The sequence below is a fragment of the Pedomonas sp. genome, from assembly GCF_036515995.1.
In the GTDB taxonomy this organism is placed as follows: Bacteria; Pseudomonadota; Alphaproteobacteria; order Sphingomonadales; family Sphingomonadaceae; genus Pedomonas.
The window spans coordinates 1-16,202 of record NZ_DATBUP010000128.1; the positions used below are offsets into that span (position 1 = coordinate 1).

The 16,202-nt window shown below is 66.8% G+C and carries 13 protein-coding genes; 7 read left to right on the forward strand and 6 right to left on the reverse strand.

All coding sequences use genetic code 11. The features are described 5' to 3' along the window. Window positions 1–1,412 (forward strand): polyribonucleotide nucleotidyltransferase (gene pnp, locus VIG90_RS09990; RefSeq protein ID WP_331593361.1); only part of this gene is annotated, 1,412 nt, incomplete at its 5' end. Between the two features lie 395 nt (window positions 1,413–1,807). Continuing rightward, entirely contained in the window at window positions 1,808–3,217 is a 1,410-nt protein-coding gene (locus tag VIG90_RS09995) for a nitronate monooxygenase (protein WP_331593362.1), read from the forward strand. Between the two features lie 275 nt (window positions 3,218–3,492). Here VIG90_RS09995 and VIG90_RS10000 read toward each other — a convergent pair whose 3' ends face one another. Continuing rightward, window positions 3,493–4,053 (reverse strand): universal stress protein, encoded by a 561-nt coding sequence (locus tag VIG90_RS10000; protein WP_331593363.1) that lies wholly within the window; start codon window positions 4,051–4,053, stop codon window positions 3,493–3,495. Window positions 4,054–4,208: 155 nt separating this feature from the next. Here VIG90_RS10000 and VIG90_RS10005 point away from each other — a divergent pair, with 155 nt between their 5' ends. Beyond that, a complete protein-coding gene (locus VIG90_RS10005; RefSeq protein WP_331593364.1) occupies window positions 4,209–6,143 on the forward strand; it encodes a copper resistance system multicopper oxidase in 1,935 nt (644 codons plus the stop codon). Further along, window positions 6,143–7,186: a copper resistance protein B gene (locus VIG90_RS10010; protein ID WP_331593365.1), complete on the forward strand. Its 1,044-nt coding sequence runs from the start codon at window positions 6,143–6,145 to the stop codon at window positions 7,184–7,186. The genes VIG90_RS10005 and VIG90_RS10010 overlap by 1 nt, the downstream gene beginning before the upstream one ends. Window positions 7,187–7,228: 42 nt before the next feature. Here VIG90_RS10010 and VIG90_RS10015 read toward each other — a convergent pair whose 3' ends face one another. The 5 genes from VIG90_RS10015 to secB form a co-directional block, all read right to left on the reverse strand. After that, a complete protein-coding gene (locus tag VIG90_RS10015; RefSeq protein ID WP_331593366.1) occupies window positions 7,229–8,506 on the reverse strand; it encodes a hypothetical protein in 1,278 nt (425 codons plus the stop codon). A gap of 127 nt (window positions 8,507–8,633) precedes the next feature. Next, window positions 8,634–9,296 carry a DUF4136 domain-containing protein gene (locus VIG90_RS10020; RefSeq protein ID WP_331593367.1) on the reverse strand — a complete coding sequence of 221 codons (663 nt, stop codon included), beginning with the start codon at window positions 9,294–9,296 and terminating at the stop codon, window positions 8,634–8,636. 300 nt (window positions 9,297–9,596) lie between these two features. Further along, window positions 9,597–10,598 (reverse strand): tryptophan--tRNA ligase, encoded by a 1,002-nt coding sequence (gene trpS / locus VIG90_RS10025; protein WP_331593368.1) that lies wholly within the window; start codon window positions 10,596–10,598, stop codon window positions 9,597–9,599. Between the two features lie 88 nt (window positions 10,599–10,686). Continuing rightward, complete coding sequence (murJ, locus tag VIG90_RS10030) at window positions 10,687–12,270, reverse strand: murein biosynthesis integral membrane protein MurJ (protein WP_331593369.1); 1,584 nt, start codon at window positions 12,268–12,270, stop codon at window positions 10,687–10,689. A gap of 95 nt (window positions 12,271–12,365) precedes the next feature. Then, complete coding sequence (gene secB, locus VIG90_RS10035) at window positions 12,366–12,881, reverse strand: protein-export chaperone SecB (RefSeq protein ID WP_331593370.1); 516 nt, start codon at window positions 12,879–12,881, stop codon at window positions 12,366–12,368. Window positions 12,882–13,245: 364 nt separating this feature from the next. On the opposite strand from secB, the gene VIG90_RS10040 reads away from it, so the two are divergent. From VIG90_RS10040 to VIG90_RS10050, 3 genes are read left to right on the forward strand one after another with little or no spacing between them, the layout of a single operon-like run. Further along, complete coding sequence (locus VIG90_RS10040) at window positions 13,246–13,905, forward strand: Tim44/TimA family putative adaptor protein (RefSeq protein ID WP_331593371.1); 660 nt, start codon at window positions 13,246–13,248, stop codon at window positions 13,903–13,905. Window positions 13,906–13,909: 4 nt separating this feature from the next. Beyond that, window positions 13,910–15,313 (forward strand): murein transglycosylase A, encoded by a 1,404-nt coding sequence (locus VIG90_RS10045; RefSeq protein ID WP_331593372.1) that lies wholly within the window; start codon window positions 13,910–13,912, stop codon window positions 15,311–15,313. Next, window positions 15,310–15,924: a Smr/MutS family protein gene (locus tag VIG90_RS10050; protein ID WP_331593373.1), complete on the forward strand. Its 615-nt coding sequence runs from the start codon at window positions 15,310–15,312 to the stop codon at window positions 15,922–15,924. The genes VIG90_RS10045 and VIG90_RS10050 overlap by 4 nt, the downstream gene beginning before the upstream one ends. The last annotated feature ends 278 nt before the right edge of the window (window positions 15,925–16,202 follow it).

The window sequence follows — 16,202 nt, forward strand, 5'->3', positions numbered from 1 at the left end:
CCGCCAAGATCAAGGCCGTGGCGGCTCTGGGCGAAGAGCACGGCGCACAGCTCGTCGGCAAGCTGCTGAAGAAGCTGGAGCAGGATATCGTCCGCACCGCCATCCTGAAGGACGGCAAGCGCATCGACGGCCGCGACACCAAGACGGTTCGCCAGATCGACGTGCAGACCCAGGTTCTGCCGCGCACCCACGGTTCGGCGCTGTTCACCCGCGGCGAGACGCAGGCGATCGTGACGACCACGCTGGGCACCGGCGACGACGAGCAGATGATCGACAGCCTCGACGGCACCCGCCACGAGCACTTCATGCTGCACTACAACTTCCCGTCCTACTCGGTCGGTGAAGTGGGTCGCTTCGGCTTCCAGGGCCGCCGCGAAGTCGGCCACGGCAAGCTGGCCTGGCGCGCCCTGCGCCCGGTTCTGCCTGCCAAGGACGCCTTCCCGTACACCCTGCGCGTGGTTTCGGACATCACCGAGTCCAACGGCTCCTCCTCCATGGCGACCGTCTGCGGCGGTTCGCTGTCGATGATGGACGCCGGCGTGCCGCTGGTGCGCCCGGTTTCCGGCATCGCCATGGGCCTGATCCTGGAAGGCAAGGACTTCGCCGTCCTGACCGACATCCTGGGTGACGAAGATCACCTGGGCGACATGGACTTCAAGGTGGCCGGCACCTCCGAGGGCATCACCGCCCTGCAGATGGACATCAAGGTTGCAGGCATCACCGAAGAGATCATGAAGGTGGCGCTGGAGCAGGCTCACGCGGGCCGCGCTCACATCCTCGACAAGATGAACGAAGCTCTGGGCGGCACCCGTCAGGAAATGTCGCAGCACGCTCCGCGCATCGAGACCATCAAGATCCCGAAGGAAAAGATCCGCGAAGTCATCGGCACCGGCGGCAAGGTCATCCGCGAGATCGTGGAAGTCACCGGCGCGAAGGTGGACATCGAGGACGACGGCACCGTCAAGGTTTCGTCCTCCAACCTCGACCAGATCAAGGCCGCCCTCAAGTGGATCGAGGGCATCGTGGCCGAGCCGGAAGTCGGCCGGATCTACGAAGGCAAGGTCGTCTCCATCGTCGACTTCGGCGCGTTCGTGAACTTCCTGGGCAGCCGTGACGGCCTCGTCCACATCTCCGAGATCAAGCCGGAGCGCGTGGCCAAGGTTGCGGACGTCCTGAAGGAAGGCGAAATGGTCAAGGTCAAGGTGCTCGGCATTGACGACCGCGGCAAGGTTCGCCTGTCCATGCGCCTGGTCAACCAGGAAACCGGCGAAGAGCTTCCGGACGAGCGTCCGGCTCGCGAATCGCGCGGTGAGGGCGAAGGCGACGGCGACCGTGGCGACCGTGGTGATCGCGGCGAACGCAGCGGCGACCGTGATCGCCGCCGCCGCCGCAGCCCGCGCAGCGACGGCTAAGCCGGCAAGAGGGTATTGAAACGGGCGAATTGCCCCTTACTTTACCCTCAGTGATCGTGGTGAAGGGCCCCGCACCGGGGCCCTTTGTCATATCTGCTCCGGATCGGCTGTGTTCCGGATCGACTGTGTTCCGGATCGACGCGATGAGCGGCCGAGGGCACGGGAGCGCAGCCCCTCGAAAGAGGCAGGAGCGTTCGGGGAGGATCGGGCAGCTGGCCGCATTGCGGCCACGTGCAAGAAAAACGCGCCTGGGGCGTGACACCAGTGGCCCGATTGTGCGTAAATTAGGCCGGTATGGGTTCAGACGCAGCGTTGCGTGCGGCTTCACCCTCGCCTTTATTCCCCGAACCATGTATTGCAAAACCTTTGGAAAGTACCCGGAAAGGCGCAAGCCCATGTTGAAGTCGCTCAATGCCGTTCGGATCGGTGGACGTGAAGTTCTGCCGCTGATTGAAGGCGGCAAGGGCATCAATGCCACCAATCACATGTCCTCCGGCGCGTGGGCGCTGGCCGGTGGCATCGGCACTGTCTCTGCGGTGAACGCCGATTCGTATGATGACGACGGCAACGCCATTCCCCAGGTCTATCACGGCCGCACCCGTCGCGACCGTCACGAAGAGCTGGTCCGTTACGCCATCGAAGGCGGTGTGGAACAGGTGCGCCGCGCCTGGGACATCGCCTCTGGCAAGGGCGCGCTCAACATCAATGTCCTGTGGGAAATGGGCGGTGCGCAGCGCGTGCTGGAAGGCGTGCTGGAGCGCACCAAGGGCCTCGTCTCGGGCGTGACCTGCGGCGCGGGCATGCCCTACCGGCTCTCTGAAATCGCCGCTTCGCACGGCGTGCATTACTACCCCATCGTTTCCTCGGCCCGCGCCTTCCGCGCGCTGTGGAAGCGCGCCTATCACAAGGCCGCCGAATGGCTGGGCGCGGTGGTGTATGAAGATCCGTGGCGGGCCGGCGGCCACAACGGCCTCTCCAACGCCGAGGATCCGCTGAAGCCGGAAGATCCGTATCCGCGCGTGAAGGCCATTCGTGACGTGATGCGTCAGGAAGGCATTTCGGACGACGTGCCCATCGTGATGGCCGGCGGCGTGTGGAACCTGACCGAGTGGGAACACTGGATCGACAACAAGGAGCTGGGCGCGATCGCCTTCCAGTTCGGCACCCGTCCGCTGGTAACGCAGGAAAGCCCGATCCCGCAGCAGTGGAAAGAGCGCCTGCTTCAGCTTGAAGAAGGCGATGTGCTGCTGCACCGCTTCTCACCGACCGGCTTCTACTCCTCGGCCGTGAAGAACCCGTTCCTGCGGGACCTGGAAACCCGCTCCGAGCGGCAGATCCCCTTCACCACCGAGGAAGTGGGCGAGCACACCTTCCTGCTGGACGTGGGCAATCTGCCGCGCGGCCAGAAGGCGTTCGTGACCAAGGGCGACCTGCTGCACGCCCGTGAATGGGTGGGCCTTGGCTACACCGAGGCGCTGAAGACCCCGGATTCGACGATGGTGTTCGTCACCCCCGAGAGCAAGGCCGAGATCCGCAAGGACCAGTCGGACTGCATGGGCTGCCTGTCGCAGTGCAGCTTCTCCTCGTGGGCTGACAACGAGAAGAACGCGACCGGCTACCTGGCCGACCCGCGCTCCTTCTGTATTCAGAAGACGCTGCAGTCCATCGGCCACGGCGGCGACATCGACCAGAACCTGATGTTCGCCGGTCATAACGCTTATCGCTTCAAGAACGACCCGTTCTACTCGAACGGCTTCATCCCTACGGTGAAGCAGCTCGTCGAACGCATCGTTGCCGGCAACTAAGCCGAACGACGTTCTGCCTTACGAGAAAGCCCGGCTTCCGCCGGGCTTTTTTGCTTTCAGGGGTATTCTTTAGGGAAGATTTCTTTCTGCAGGGGACTTGGTCCCCTGCACCCCATTCGTTTTGCGGCCTCACCCGGCACGAAAGGCGCGCCCCTGTTCTAAAGGCGGATGCAAAAACGGCCGTGTTCCAGATGCGCGCTGGAGGCGCGGCCCGATCAAGCGAATGGGGGCGTGGGGGACAAGTCCCCCACAAAACCTGACTTTGCCCAGCCAGATCAATCGATCTGCGCGATGGCGTCGGTGGCTTCGGGTGTGAGGCTTCCCGGCACGATGGTGACGGGGCACGGCAGGGAGCCGGAGATCTGTCCGGAGAAGAAGTTGACCAGCGGTCCCGGTTCGCCCTTGGGCGAGGCGGCGAGGACGAGGCGCACGATGGCGGGGTCGTCACGCACGGCGGCCAGCACCTGATCGGCGGCCTTGCCTTGGCGGATATCGATTTGTGCGGGACAGCCGCAGATCTTCTCCACGTCCACCGCGAAGGCTTCCAGCAGGGCTTCTGCCTGCTCGCGCGCTTCCTGTTCCATGACGTTCTGCACGCCACCCCACTGGACGAATTCCAGCGGTGGCATGACATAGACGATCATCACTTGCCCGCCGGGCGTGTGCCGCGCCCGCCCTGCGGCGTACCGCAAGGCGACCCGGCATTCCGGGGTTTGATCGACAACCACAACATATTTGCGGGCTCTGCCGCCGGTGCTGCCGCTGCCGCTTCCTCTGCCCTGGCTTGCGCCTTCCGGCGGTTCGCCAGCGGACTGGGGCTCTGACTGCTCAACCATAAGCCTGACTCTGCCATTGCAACGGGGCTCTCGCAAGCGCGGCGTGCATCGCCCGGCGCATATACGACCAGTGCATATGAGCCCTTGACCTTAACACAGTGTCAGGCCGTAGTTTCCGCAAAGACCTTTCCTTTCCGGCCGGAGCGATGAACCGGATGATGAACACACCACTGAAGCGGCGCACCCTGCTTGGCGCGGGCGTTGCCGGTCTGGCGGGCCTTGGACTGCCCGGGTTGCTGCCCGCGTGGGCGCGAACCGGCTCGAGCGGGCTGACCCCTGCGCACCCCACCCTGACCGGCGAGGACATCCACCTGCACGTGGCGGACAGCCACTTCACGGTGGGCGGGCGCAAGGGCCATGCGGTGACGATCAATGGCGTTCTGCCCGCCCCGCTCATTCGCCTGCGCGAGGGGCAGAACGTGCGCCTGCACGTGCACAACATGCTGGCGGAGGACACCTCCATCCACTGGCACGGGCTCATTCTGCCGTTCCACATGGACGGCGTGCCGGGCATCAGCTTCCCCGGCATTCCGCCAAAGTCCGCGTTCGTCTACGAGTTCCCGGTCGTCCAGAACGGCACCTACTGGTACCACAGCCACTCCGGCCTGCAGGAGCAGCAGGGGCACTATGGCCCGCTGGTGATCGACCCCAGGGACGCGGACCCGGTGCAGTATGACCGGGAGCACGTGATCGTGCTGTCAGACTGGACCTTCCTGCATCCGCACAGGATCATGGAGAAGGTGAAGCAGCAGGGCGGCTACTTCAACCAGCAGAAGCAGACCGTTCTCGGGGCGCTTGGCAATGACCCGGCCGAGCGCATGACGCCGATGGAGCGGCTGGCCTGGGGCCGGATGCGCATGGACCCGGCCGACATCTCGGACGTGACCGGCTCGACCTACACCTACCTGATCAACGGCCATGGCCCGCAGGAGAACTGGACGGGCCTGTTCAAGCCGGGTGAGCGGGTGCGGCTGCGTTTCATCAACGCCTCGGCCATGACGATCTTCAACGTGCGGATTCCGGGCCTGCCCATGACCATCGTGCAGGCGGACGGGCAGAACGTGCGCCCGGTGGAGACGGACGAGTTCCAGATTTCCGTTGCCGAAACCTACGACGCCATCATCACGCCGACGGAGGCACAAGCCTACACGCTGGTGGCCGAGTCCATCGACCGCTCCGGCCTGACGCGGGCGACGCTTGCGCCCCGGCTGGGCATGGAAGCCGCCGTGCCGCCGCTGCGGCCCCGCCCCACCCTCTCCATGCGCGACATGGGTATGGGCGGAATGGGGGGCATGGGCGGAATGGATCACGGCGCGGGCGGGCATGAAGGCCACGGATCAGGCGGTCACGGTTCGGGCGGGCACGGTTCGGGCGGCATGGACCATTCCATGCGCGACACCTCCGCTCTTCCGGAGACGGTGAAGGCGGGGCCGGGCATGGACATGGTCTCCCCGATGCCGGTGGACCGGACGGCCGACCGGCCGCTGGGACTGGAGAACGAGCCGCACCGGGTGCTGACCTACCACCACCTGACCCCGCTCACCCCCTTCCCCGACACGCGCGAGCCCGCGCGGCGCATCGACATTCACCTGACCGGCAACATGGAGCGGTTCATGTGGTCGTTCGACGGGCAGAAGCTGAACGAGGGGCTGGAGCCGATCCGGCTGGCGCGCAACGAGCGGGTGCGGGTGCGGCTCATCAACAACAGCATGATGAACCACCCCATTCACCTGCACGGCCACTTCTTCGAGGTGGTGACCGGCATGCCGGGCGGAAACCCGGTGAAGCACACGGTCAACGTGATGCCGGGCGGCATCGCCAGCTTCGATCTGACGGCCGATGCGCCGGGCGACTGGGCCTTCCACTGCCACCTGCTCTACCACATGCACGCCGGCATGATGAACGTGGTGAAGGTGCGCCCGATGGATGATGTGGCGGCCGCCCCGGTGCAGGCTGACCATCAGGGCCGTGAAGGCCATCAGGGCCATCAGGGCCATGGGGGACATCAGGGCCATGAGGGGCACAGGATGGACCATGGCCAGCACCACGGCCACGATCAAGGCCACCATAAGGGCGGGGGAGAGCACTGATGAACCGTTCGCCCCTTCTTGCCGCCTGCGCGCTGGCGGTATTCGCCGCGCCGGTTGCCGCCGGGCAGGCCGATCCGCACGCCGGGCACCAGATGGATCACGGCAGCCATGGGCAACATGGCCAACATGACCAGCCCCAGCCGGACCCCCATGCAGGGCACCAGATGGACCACGGCAGCCACGAGCAACATGGCCAACATGCTCAGCCCCAGCCCGATCCCCACGCGGGGCACGGCGCACCGGCCAGCGACCCCCATGCCGGGCACCGCATGCCCGCGCCCGGAAACCAGCCGCCGGTCGCGCCGCCGCCGCCGGAGGCGCTGACCGGGCCGGAGCATGCCGCCGATACGGTGTGGAACCCGCAGGTGATGGCGCGGGTGCGCCAGAGCGAGCTGATCGACATGCACGGGCGCTTCCGCGGCTCCATGGTGATGGTGGACCGGCTGGAGTATCAGGCGCGGGACGGCCATGACGGCTACGTGTGGGACGCCAACGCCTGGGTGGGCGGCGACTACGACAAGCTCTGGCTGAAGACCGAAGGCCACGGCGGGTTTGGCGAGGCGGTGGAAAGGGCCGAGGTGCAGGCGCTGTGGAGCCGGGCCATCGGCCCGTGGTTCGACGTGCAGGCAGGCATTCGTTACGACATTCGCCCCAAACCGGATCGGGCCCATGCGGTGCTGGGCGTGCAGGGCCTTGCGCCCTACTGGTTCGAGGTGGATGCGGCCCTGTTCCTCTCCGAGAAGGGCGACCTGACGGCGCGGTTGGAAGCCGAGCACGACATGCGCCTGACCAACCGCCTGATCCTCCAGCCCCGCGCGGAGGTCGAGCTGGCGGCGCAGGACGTGCCGGAGCTGGGCGTGGGGTCGGGCCTGTCCTCCATCGAGGCGGGGCTGCGCCTGCGCTACGAGTTCGTGCAGGAGTTCGCGCCCTACGTGGGGGTGGAATACGGCCGCCTGCTCGGCGACACGCGGGACTTCGCCCGCGCGGCAGGCGAGGATGCGGGCGGCTGGACGGTGCTCATCGGTCTGCGCACGTGGTTCTGAGGTCCGGGAGCCGTGCCCTCTCCCAGGGCGGGATCTTGAGTCTTACCGACTGCCGGAGCGGGCCTGCGCGTTGGTCTGGGCGCGAGTCTGCGCCGCGCCTTGCTGCTGGGTGGTGGCCGGGGCGGCGCGCAGGTCCTTCGCCAGCGAAAGGAGCTGCTCCCGGGCGCGCTGGACGGCGAAGCCCTGCTCCATCAGGTGGTTCTTGACCAGCATGCTGCCCGGATCACCCACGGTGACGACCAGCGGATTGATGCCGACGGTTGCCTCGAGGCTGCGGGCGACGGCGGCCCAGCGGGCCGAGAGCTGGCGCTGGCGGATGAGCGGGGCGAAGTCCTCCCGCAGACCGGCAAGGATGAGCATGGAGGCGTAGGCCTCCCCGCGCACGGCGTAGAAGATCTCGTCATTGCCGAGGCGCCTGCCCTCCACGGCCTCATCGCCCGACACATGGCGGACCAGCGCGTCCTCCCCTTCGGACAGGGCGCTGGCCAGATGATCGAGCATGAGGGCAAGCGTTGCCGCATCCCGCACTGACGGCGCGCTGCCGTTGGCCACGCGGGCGTTGTAGGCGCGGATGTAGTCCACTGCATCGTCATAGCGGGAGGCGGAGGAAGCGCGCACCCACGGCCAGTCCGTGCCGATCCACCAGCGATCCGGCGGGGTGGCCAGAGCATCGTGCGCTTCCAGCAGGTCGGCATCCGTCGGCTGGCGGGTGGTCAGCGCGGCGGTGAAGCGAAACACCGCCATGCGGATGCCGCGCTGGTAGGCGGGCATGTTGTTGAGCATGGCCGAGGGGAAGAACCAGGGATCATCCGGGGTCCAGCTGTGCTCGTTGACTTCGCGGTTGAGGACGGCGCTGGTCATGGCAACGGCGACGCTGCCGCCGGGCGGCAGGTCTTCCTCGGCCGGGCGGAAGGCAGGGTTGTCATCCACGTTGGAGGTCAGAAGCGCGCCCATCCCGAAATAGAGCAGCAGGAACCACACCGTGAGCGTGGCGAGGAAGATGGCGCGGGACTGGGTGATGAACGCCAGAAAGGCCCGGAAGGGATGACGGCGGAACGCCGGGGAGACGGGCGGCAGCTCGGCGCTCGGCATCTCGGACGGCGAGACGCTGGCATCCGGCGTGAAGGGCTTGTTCGGATCGGGCGGGGCGGCCTCGGGCGTCGAGGGAACCTCGAACGGCCGGTCCTCTGCGGTCTGGCCGTCGGCCGAGGCGGGAGGGGCAGAAGCAGGAGGCGGCGAGGCAGGAGGAGTGGCTCCGGTCTCGGAAGGCGTCCTTGCAGGAGCTTTTGGAGCAGCCAGATTACCAACCCAACGTCTCAAGCCATCCAGCCAGCCCAGCATTGCACCCCCTTGCAGACATCAGCCGGGCCGGAGCGGCCCGGTTGGGTTCGATCACCCCGGCAGGAAGAGAACGCTTCACAACCCGCCGGGGCGACAAATGAACCTATTACTTCGACGGCAGGTCGATCGTAACCCGCTTGGTCATGCCTGAGGTTCCCGGAAAGTCCGTGAACATGGCCTGAACCAGATAGGGCATCACTTCCGGCAGGCGATTGTCCTTGCCGACGGATTCGACCCGGCCTTCAAACAGCGGGACCGCGCCTTCGCCGTCCTTACCGGCACTGGCCTGAGCAGAACCGGGGCGCACGATATCCATGGTCAACTGGCGGGTGTACACCGTGTAGGAGTAGACCTCCGGCTCGGAGAACGGGCTGCCCCAGAACGGATCATAGAAGCCCCAGCCGTACGGGTAGAATGCCCGGTGACGCCAGCTGTAATAATACGGCGCGTAGGAGCCGGTGCCCGGACGGGTGGCGATCTTCTCGCGGCCCGGCGAGACGGCATAGTCGATACGGACCTCAAGCGAAGGCTGCGCGGTGCCGTCAGCCTGACGGTAGCCCTGCTTGGTCATCTCTGACGCCACATACTGGGCATAGGTGGCGAATTCCAGACTGTCCTGCTTCTTCGGGTCCGCCGCGACCACGCGGAACGACTCGCCCTGCGGCGCTGGCATCCGGTGGAACCGGGCAACGTCCGACTTGATCTGACTGGCGCACGCCGCAAGCAGAAGCAGCATCAGGCCAGCAGCAACTTTACCGAAACGGGGCATATACTTAACTCCCAGGTCCTTTCCGCTTCCTGCTCATTCCTTGGAATTCTTCGACCTTACATCCTAGGCTGTAAGGACTGAACCCGAACTGAACAAAAACGGAACTACTGCGGTTGTTGCAGAGCTGGCATTCCGATTGGGTGCAATGCTTCGCTCTGTAAGCCCCGCAGCGAACATATGGGGAGTATAGTGCCCGTGCCGCAATGGCAGGGCAAAGGAATAGTTTTAAAATAACAACATTCTACGCCGAACGGTGGTCCGGCCTCGCCGGGGCGGGCCGGACCATGGTTCCGGCGGTGATCACGGGCGCAGGAAGCCGACCGTGTCGTACACCTTGTCCACCACCGGGCGGGCGATGGCATCGGCCTTTTCGGCACCTTCGCGCAGGACCGCATCCACATAGGCCGGATCGGCCAGCAGCTCGCGGAAGCGGGTGGCGATGGGGGCCAGCTTGGAGACGGTCAGGTCCGCCAGCGCGGGCTTGAACGCGCCGAAGCCCTTGCCGGCGAACTCGGCGAGCACAGCCTCCGGCGAGGTGTCTGCCAGAGCGGCGTAGATGCCCACCAGGTTCTGCGCCTCGGGGCGGCCTTCCAGCCCGTCCTTGGTGTCCGGCAGGACCTCGGGGTCGGTCTTGGCCTTCTTGATCTTGGAGACGATGGTGTCGGCATCGTCGGTCAGGTTGATGCGGCTCATGTCGGACGGATCTGACTTGCTCATCTTCTTCGAGCCGTCCCGCAGGCTCATGACGCGGGTGGCCGGGCCGGTGATGACCGGCTCGGGCAGCACGAACAGCTCGGTCTCGTAATCGTTGTTGAACTTCTGGGCGATGTCGCGCGCCAGCTCGATGTGCTGCTTCTGGTCTTCGCCCACCGGAACGTGGGTGGCGAGGTAGACCAGAATGTCAGCGGCCTGAAGCACCGGATAGACGTACAGGCCGACGCTTGCGCCTTCCCGGTCCTTGCCCGCCTTTTCCTTGAACTGGGTCATGCGGTTCAGCCAGCCGATGCGGGCGACGCAGTTCAGAACCCAGCACAGCTCGGCATGGGCCCTGACCGCGCTCTGGTTGAACAGAACGGCTTTCTTCGGATCAACGCCCGCCGCCAGAATGGCCGCCGCCATTTCGCGGATCTGGCCGCGCAGCTCGGCCGGGTTCTGCTTGACGGTGATGGCGTGCAGGTCAACCACGGAGAAGACGCAGGGCGCTTCGTCCTGCCAGCGCACCCAGTTCCGGATTGCTCCCAGATAGTTGCCGAGATGCAGGTTGCCGGTGGGCTGAATGCCAGAGAACACGCGCTTGGTCATGGGTCCGATCCTGTGCCTGCCGCCCGGCCTCATTGCCCCGGCGGCTCAATTCGCTCGTGCCGGGGTCATAGCACTCACGGCAGATGGGTCAATTGCCGCCGCGTCTGAGCCGCGCTTTCAATTCGCGCAGCGGCATCACCCCCAGCAGCGCCGCCGCCGTGAAGTAGACCAGCGCGCCCACAAACACGACCATGAGCACCGCCCCCACACGCTCCAGCGTGCCGCCATCAAAGCTTAGAGGGGCGAAATCCTGAGGGCTGGAGGCCAGCAGCGCGGCAAGGCTTGCCGCCATGAGGCCGGAAGCGGCGGCCGTGCCCAGCATCCGCCGCCGGAACACGGCATCGAACCGGAAGGACCCGGCGCGGTGCAGCATCCAGTACAGCAGGGCGCAGTTGGCCCAGGCGGAGGCAGCGGTGGCCCACGCAAGGCCCGCCACGCCATAGGGGCCGATAAGGAGAAGAATGAGCGCAACGTTGAGGCCGAGCGCCGCCAGAGCGGTCTTGACCGGGGTTGCGGTGTCTCCCCGGGCGAAGAAGGCGGGGGTGAGCACCTTGACCAGAACGTAGGCGGGCAGACCCGCCGCCAGCCCGGTGAGCACGGCCGCCGTGGCGGCGGCATCCGCGGCGCTGAAGCGCCCGCCCATGTAGAGCGCGGTGACGAGCGGGTGGCTCAACACCATGAGCGCGGCGGCGGCCGGCAGGGAGAGGAACAGCGCCATCTCCGCCGCCCGGTTCTGGATGTGGATGGCCTGTGCCTGCTCGCCCTTTGCAATGTGCGCCGCCAGCGCGGGCAGGAGCGCCGTGCCGAGCGCAATGCCGACGACGCCCAGCGGGAGCTGGTTCAGCCGGTCAGCGTAGTTCAGGTAACTGAGGCTGCCCTGCGGCAGGCGGCTGGCGAAGAACAGGTCGATGAGCTGGGAGATCTGGTAAACACCGGCGCCGAGCGCCGCCGGGCCGACCATGGCGAAGAAGCGCTTCACCCGGGGCGAGAGCCGGGGGCGGCGCAGCGTCAGGCGCACCCCTGCCCGGCGGCACGCCCACAGCAGCCAGAGGAACTGGAGGAGGCCCGCCGCCGCCACGCCCCACGCCAGCCAGCGGGCAGTCATGACCTCTCCGGCAGCCTCGTCTCCCGATGCCAGAAGCAGAGCCGCGATCAGCACGATGTTCAGCAGCACGGGCGCGCTCGCGCTGGCGGCGAAGCGGGACAGACTGTTGAGGATGCCGCCCAGCAGCGCGGCGAGCGAGATGAACAGCAGGTAGGGGAAGGTGACGCGGGAGAGGCTGACGGCGGTCTCCAGCTTGCCGGGCACATCGGCAAAGCCGCCGCCGCCGTTCAGCAGCCACACAGCTGCGGGCATGAACATCTCGGCCAGCGCCGTCAGCAGCAGGAGGGCGGGCAGCAGCACGGCCAGCACGTCTTCGGCGAAGCGGCGGGCGGCCTCCAGCCCGCTTTCGGCCTTCTCTCGGCTGAACAGGGGAACGAAGGCGCTGGCAAACGCCCCTTCCGCGAACAGACGGCGGAACACGTTGGGCAGCTTGAAGGCGAGATTGAAGGCGTCTGCGGCGAGCCCGGCGCCGAGGACGCGGGCCATGATCATCTCTCGCGCAAAGCCGAGGATGCGGCTGACGAGGGTGAGCCCGCCAATAAGACTTGCGGCCCGGATCAGGGTCATTCGCCCCGCTCCGAGCCGCAAGTTTCAGACAACGCCACGCACACCGGGATCAGCTCCACTCAGGATCAGTTCCACTCTGGCGCGTGCGAAATCAGTTACGCGTTGCCGGCGACATCGCCGGACAGGTCAGTGGCGGCGCCATTGGCCTGACCACGCTGCTGCATGTACAGCGCGGCGAAGTCGATGGGATCCAGCAGCAGCGGCGGGAAGCCGCCGTCGCGGGTGGCGTCGGCCACGATGCGGCGGGCGAACGGGAACAGCATGCGCGGCGCTTCCACCAGCAGGAACGGCTCCAGAGCCTCTTCCGGCACGTTGCGCAGGCCGAACACGCCCGAGTACAGCAGCTCGACCTGGAAAGCCTTCAGTGCTTCCTGACGGGCAGTGGCTTCAACGCGCAGGTCCACCTCGTAGGCGTCTTCGGCCACGCGGCGCACGCCGACGTTCACGTTCACCTCGATGCGCGGCTGGTTGCCGGCGGCATTCTGCAGCGACTGCGGAGCGTTGGGGTTCTCGAAGGAGAGATCCTTCACATACTGAGCCAGAATGCTCACCTGCGGGGCGCTGTCTTCGCCTGCCACGCCTTCAGCGATTTCATCAGCACGTTCGCTCATGGATAATCCTTGCTTGTGTCTGGGCTTGTATCTGGGCCTGTGTCTGCCTTTACACCGGAGGCGCTACTCGGTTTGAACTCGTCTCCGGCAGAACTCGTCCCCGGCGTTAGCATGGCCCGCCGAACCGAGGCAAGTGCGGCAGGGAGAACCTCCCTCCCGCGGCGGCCCCTCCGACAGGGCGCGGTTCCGGAAACTGCGGCCCTTCGTGCAAGGTTTGCGTTCAGGCCGGGTTGCGGATCGCAGCAAAGAGCTTAAGTGAAGATGGTGTAAAGATGGACCGTTCCCCGCCATGTTGCTATGGTAGCGGGATACGAAGTTCGTTTTTCAGCAGATCAATTCTGGGCCTGGTTTAATGTCTGACAGCATGCAAATTATCGAAATCGTGTTTCTGGCAATGCTGGCCGGGTTTGTCGCCCTGCGGCTGGTCAGTGTTCTGGGCCGCCGGACCGGCAACGAGAAGCCGGCCGGAGACATGCTTTCAGGCTCCGAGACCGCCCGCGACAATGCCCCCGCCTCCGCGCAGGGCCAGCAGCGCGGCACGGTTCTGCACATGCCCTCCGACATCAACGCCCAGACCCGGCAGGGGCTGGAAGACATCGCCGAGGCCGACGGCAGCTTCGATGCCCAGCAGTTCCTGGAAGGCAGCCGCGCCGCCTACCGCATGATCCTGGAAGCGTTCTGGAACGACGACCTCGATTCCGTGAAGCCGTTCGTGGCCGACCATGTGCTGGAGCAGTTCCACCGCGCCATCGATGCCCGCAAGGCCGAGGGGCTGGTGCTGGACAACCGCCTGATCAGCATCGACCGCTCCGCGCTGGTGGATGCTACCCTCTCCGCCGCCATGGCCGAGGTGACCGTGCGCTTCGACGCGACGCTGGCCGCCGTGACCCGCGACCGGGACGGCAAGGTGATCGCCGGTTCCGAGACCGACGCGGTGAAGACCCACGACGTGTGGACCTTCAGCCGCCATACCCGCTCGCCGGATCCGAACTGGCTGCTGACCGCCACCGACACGGCGGCGTAACCCCATGACCCGTGCTGCGTTTCGGACGGCGATCGCCGTCTCGGTAAGCCTGTCTGTTCTGGCTGCCTGTACCCCGGCCCGCAAGGAGCCGGTTGCCCCCACCCCGCCGAGCCAGCCGGTCCCGAGCCCGGCCCCGGTTCCGAGTCAGCCCGCGCCGGAGCCGGTCCTGCCGGTGCCGACGCCCGGCCCCGCCCCGGTGCAACCGCCCGTGCCCGCGCCGCTGCCGGAGGACGTGATCAGCGCCGCCCAGCTGCCGCGCACGGCCGGGCCTGCAGTCAGCCAGCTTCCGGGTTGGCAGCAGAGCGACCCGCTGCCCGCGCTGCACGCCTTCCGCAGGTCCTGCCGCTCGCTGGAGCGCCGTCAGGATGTCTCCGGCCTCACCCGCCCGGGGGACTGGACCGCCATCTGCGCCAGCGTGCAGAGCGTGGGCAACACCACGGCAGAGGCCCGCCGCTTCTTCGAGACCCACTTCGCCACCCTGCGCGTCGGCGAGGGCGCAACCGCAGGCGTCGGCCTCAACACCGGCTACTACGAGCCCGAACTGGCCGGTGCGCGGAGCTGGTCGATGGAATATTCCGTGCCGCTCTACCGCCGCCCGCCCGAGCTGGTGGACGTGGACCTGGGCATCTTCCGGGAAAACCTGCGCGGCCAACGCATCGCCGGGCGCATCGAGGGCAACAAGCTGGTGCCCTATGCCGACCGCGGCCAGATCGAGGAAGGCGCGTTGCAGAACCGCGGCCTCGAGCTGGCATGGGTCCGCGACCCCTATGAGGCGTTCTTCCTGCACATTCAGGGCTCCGGCCGCGTGCGCCTGCCGGACGGCTCGATCATGCGCGTGGGCTACGACGGGCAGAACGGCCACCAGTACCAGGGCATGGGCCGCCTCCTGCTCGACAGGGGCCTGCTCGCGCCGGGTCAGGCCACCATGCAGGGCATCATCGCCTGGGCCCGGGCCAATCCGGAGAAGGCGCGCCAGATCATGCGCGAGAACCGCTCCTTCGTGTTCTTCCGCGAACTGACGGGCGAAGGCCCGCTCGGCGCGATGGGCCATGCGCTGACGCCCTACACCTCCGTGGCCTCCGACCCGCGCTTCGTGCCGCTGGGCGTGCCGCTGTGGCTGGAGACCGCCTACCCCAACCCGCAGGACCGCCGCCAGCACTTCCCCCTCAGCCGCCTGATGGTGGCGCAGGATACGGGCGGCGCGATCAAGGGCCCGAACCGGCTCGACCTGTTCTGGGGCGCGGGCGAGACCGCCGCCATGATTGCCGGCGGCCTTTCGTGGCGGGGCGTGACCACGCTGCTGCTGCCGAGGCCGACCGTGCAGCGCCTGCTGGCCACCAAGCCGGGCCTCCTCGTCTCCACCCCGCCCGCAGGCTCGCCCGCCAAGACCGCGAAGTCTTCCTCGTGACCCGCCGCCTGCGCCCGGATGAACAGGCGGCGTGGGAGGCAATGGCGGCGCAACTCGGCAAGACGGACAAGCCCTCGCGCAAGCCGCGCGAGCTGAAGCCCGACGAGGCCGCCCTGTGGGAACAGGTGGCGAGCAAGGTGCGCCCGCTCGGCAACCGCCCGACCGCCCCCGCCCTGCCGCGCATCAAGCCGCCCGAGGCCCCCCGCGCCGAGGCCGCCCTGCCCAACATCGCCCGCCACCTGAGCGGCCTTTCCGTGGAAGACGCCACTTTGGATGCCGTGTGGGACCGCAAGATCCGCACCGGCGAGGTGCTGCCCGACCTTGTGATCGATCTGCACGGCTATACGCAGGACGCGGCCTACCGGCTGCTGGAGAAGCGCATCCGGCAGGCATTCGAGCGCCGCGCCCGCGTGGTGCTGATCGTGACCGGCAAGGGCAAGTCCACCACCCCGTGGCCCGAAACCCCGCGCGGCATCCTGAAGGAAGCCCTGCCCCGCTGGCTGGACGAACCGGGCCTTCGCCCCTTCATCGCCGCCCTGCGCCCCGCCCACCAGCGCCATGGCGGCCTGGGCGCGTTCTACGCCATCCTGCGGCGGACGCGGGGCGAGTAGGCTCTCAGGTTTATCAGGCGATTTGTGCTTCAGCGATGCGCCTGTTGGACTGATGTTGCGATTATCGTCAAAAACCTATTGACATTGCAAAACCCCTGTGAGAAAAGGGGTGAGCCTTGAAGGTATTTCGAGGCGGTGTTCCGGTTTGCGTGTCGTTGACAACGGATGAGGCACGGGGAGCACGGGGAATGACGGGGCTGATCTGTTTTCTGATTGCGCTGGTGGCAGGCGGCCTTGCCCTGTTTGCGGGAGCGAGCGCGGCTGCGGCGGAGTCGTCT

What these genes read in the sequence shown, in the direction of transcription:
- VIG90_RS10045 (WP_331593372.1), top strand. Translation starts at nt 13,910, where the DNA reads ATGACCCGTGCTGCGTTTCGGACGGCGATCGCCGTCTCGGTAAGCCTG.
- VIG90_RS09995 (WP_331593362.1), top strand. Translation starts at nt 1,808, where the DNA reads ATGTTGAAGTCGCTCAATGCCGTTCGGATCGGTGGACGTGAAGTTCTG.
- VIG90_RS10005 (WP_331593364.1), top strand. Translation starts at nt 4,209, where the DNA reads ATGATGAACACACCACTGAAGCGGCGCACCCTGCTTGGCGCGGGCGTT.
- VIG90_RS10020 (WP_331593367.1), bottom strand. Translation starts at nt 9,296, where the DNA reads ATGCCCCGTTTCGGTAAAGTTGCTGCTGGCCTGATGCTGCTTCTGCTT.
- VIG90_RS10000 (WP_331593363.1), bottom strand. Translation starts at nt 4,053, where the DNA reads ATGGTTGAGCAGTCAGAGCCCCAGTCCGCTGGCGAACCGCCGGAAGGC.
- secB (WP_331593370.1), bottom strand. Translation starts at nt 12,881, where the DNA reads ATGAGCGAACGTGCTGATGAAATCGCTGAAGGCGTGGCAGGCGAAGAC.
- VIG90_RS10010 (WP_331593365.1), top strand. Translation starts at nt 6,143, where the DNA reads ATGAACCGTTCGCCCCTTCTTGCCGCCTGCGCGCTGGCGGTATTCGCC.
- trpS (WP_331593368.1), bottom strand. Translation starts at nt 10,598, where the DNA reads ATGACCAAGCGCGTGTTCTCTGGCATTCAGCCCACCGGCAACCTGCAT.
- murJ (WP_331593369.1), bottom strand. Translation starts at nt 12,270, where the DNA reads ATGACCCTGATCCGGGCCGCAAGTCTTATTGGCGGGCTCACCCTCGTC.
- VIG90_RS10040 (WP_331593371.1), top strand. Translation starts at nt 13,246, where the DNA reads ATGCAAATTATCGAAATCGTGTTTCTGGCAATGCTGGCCGGGTTTGTC.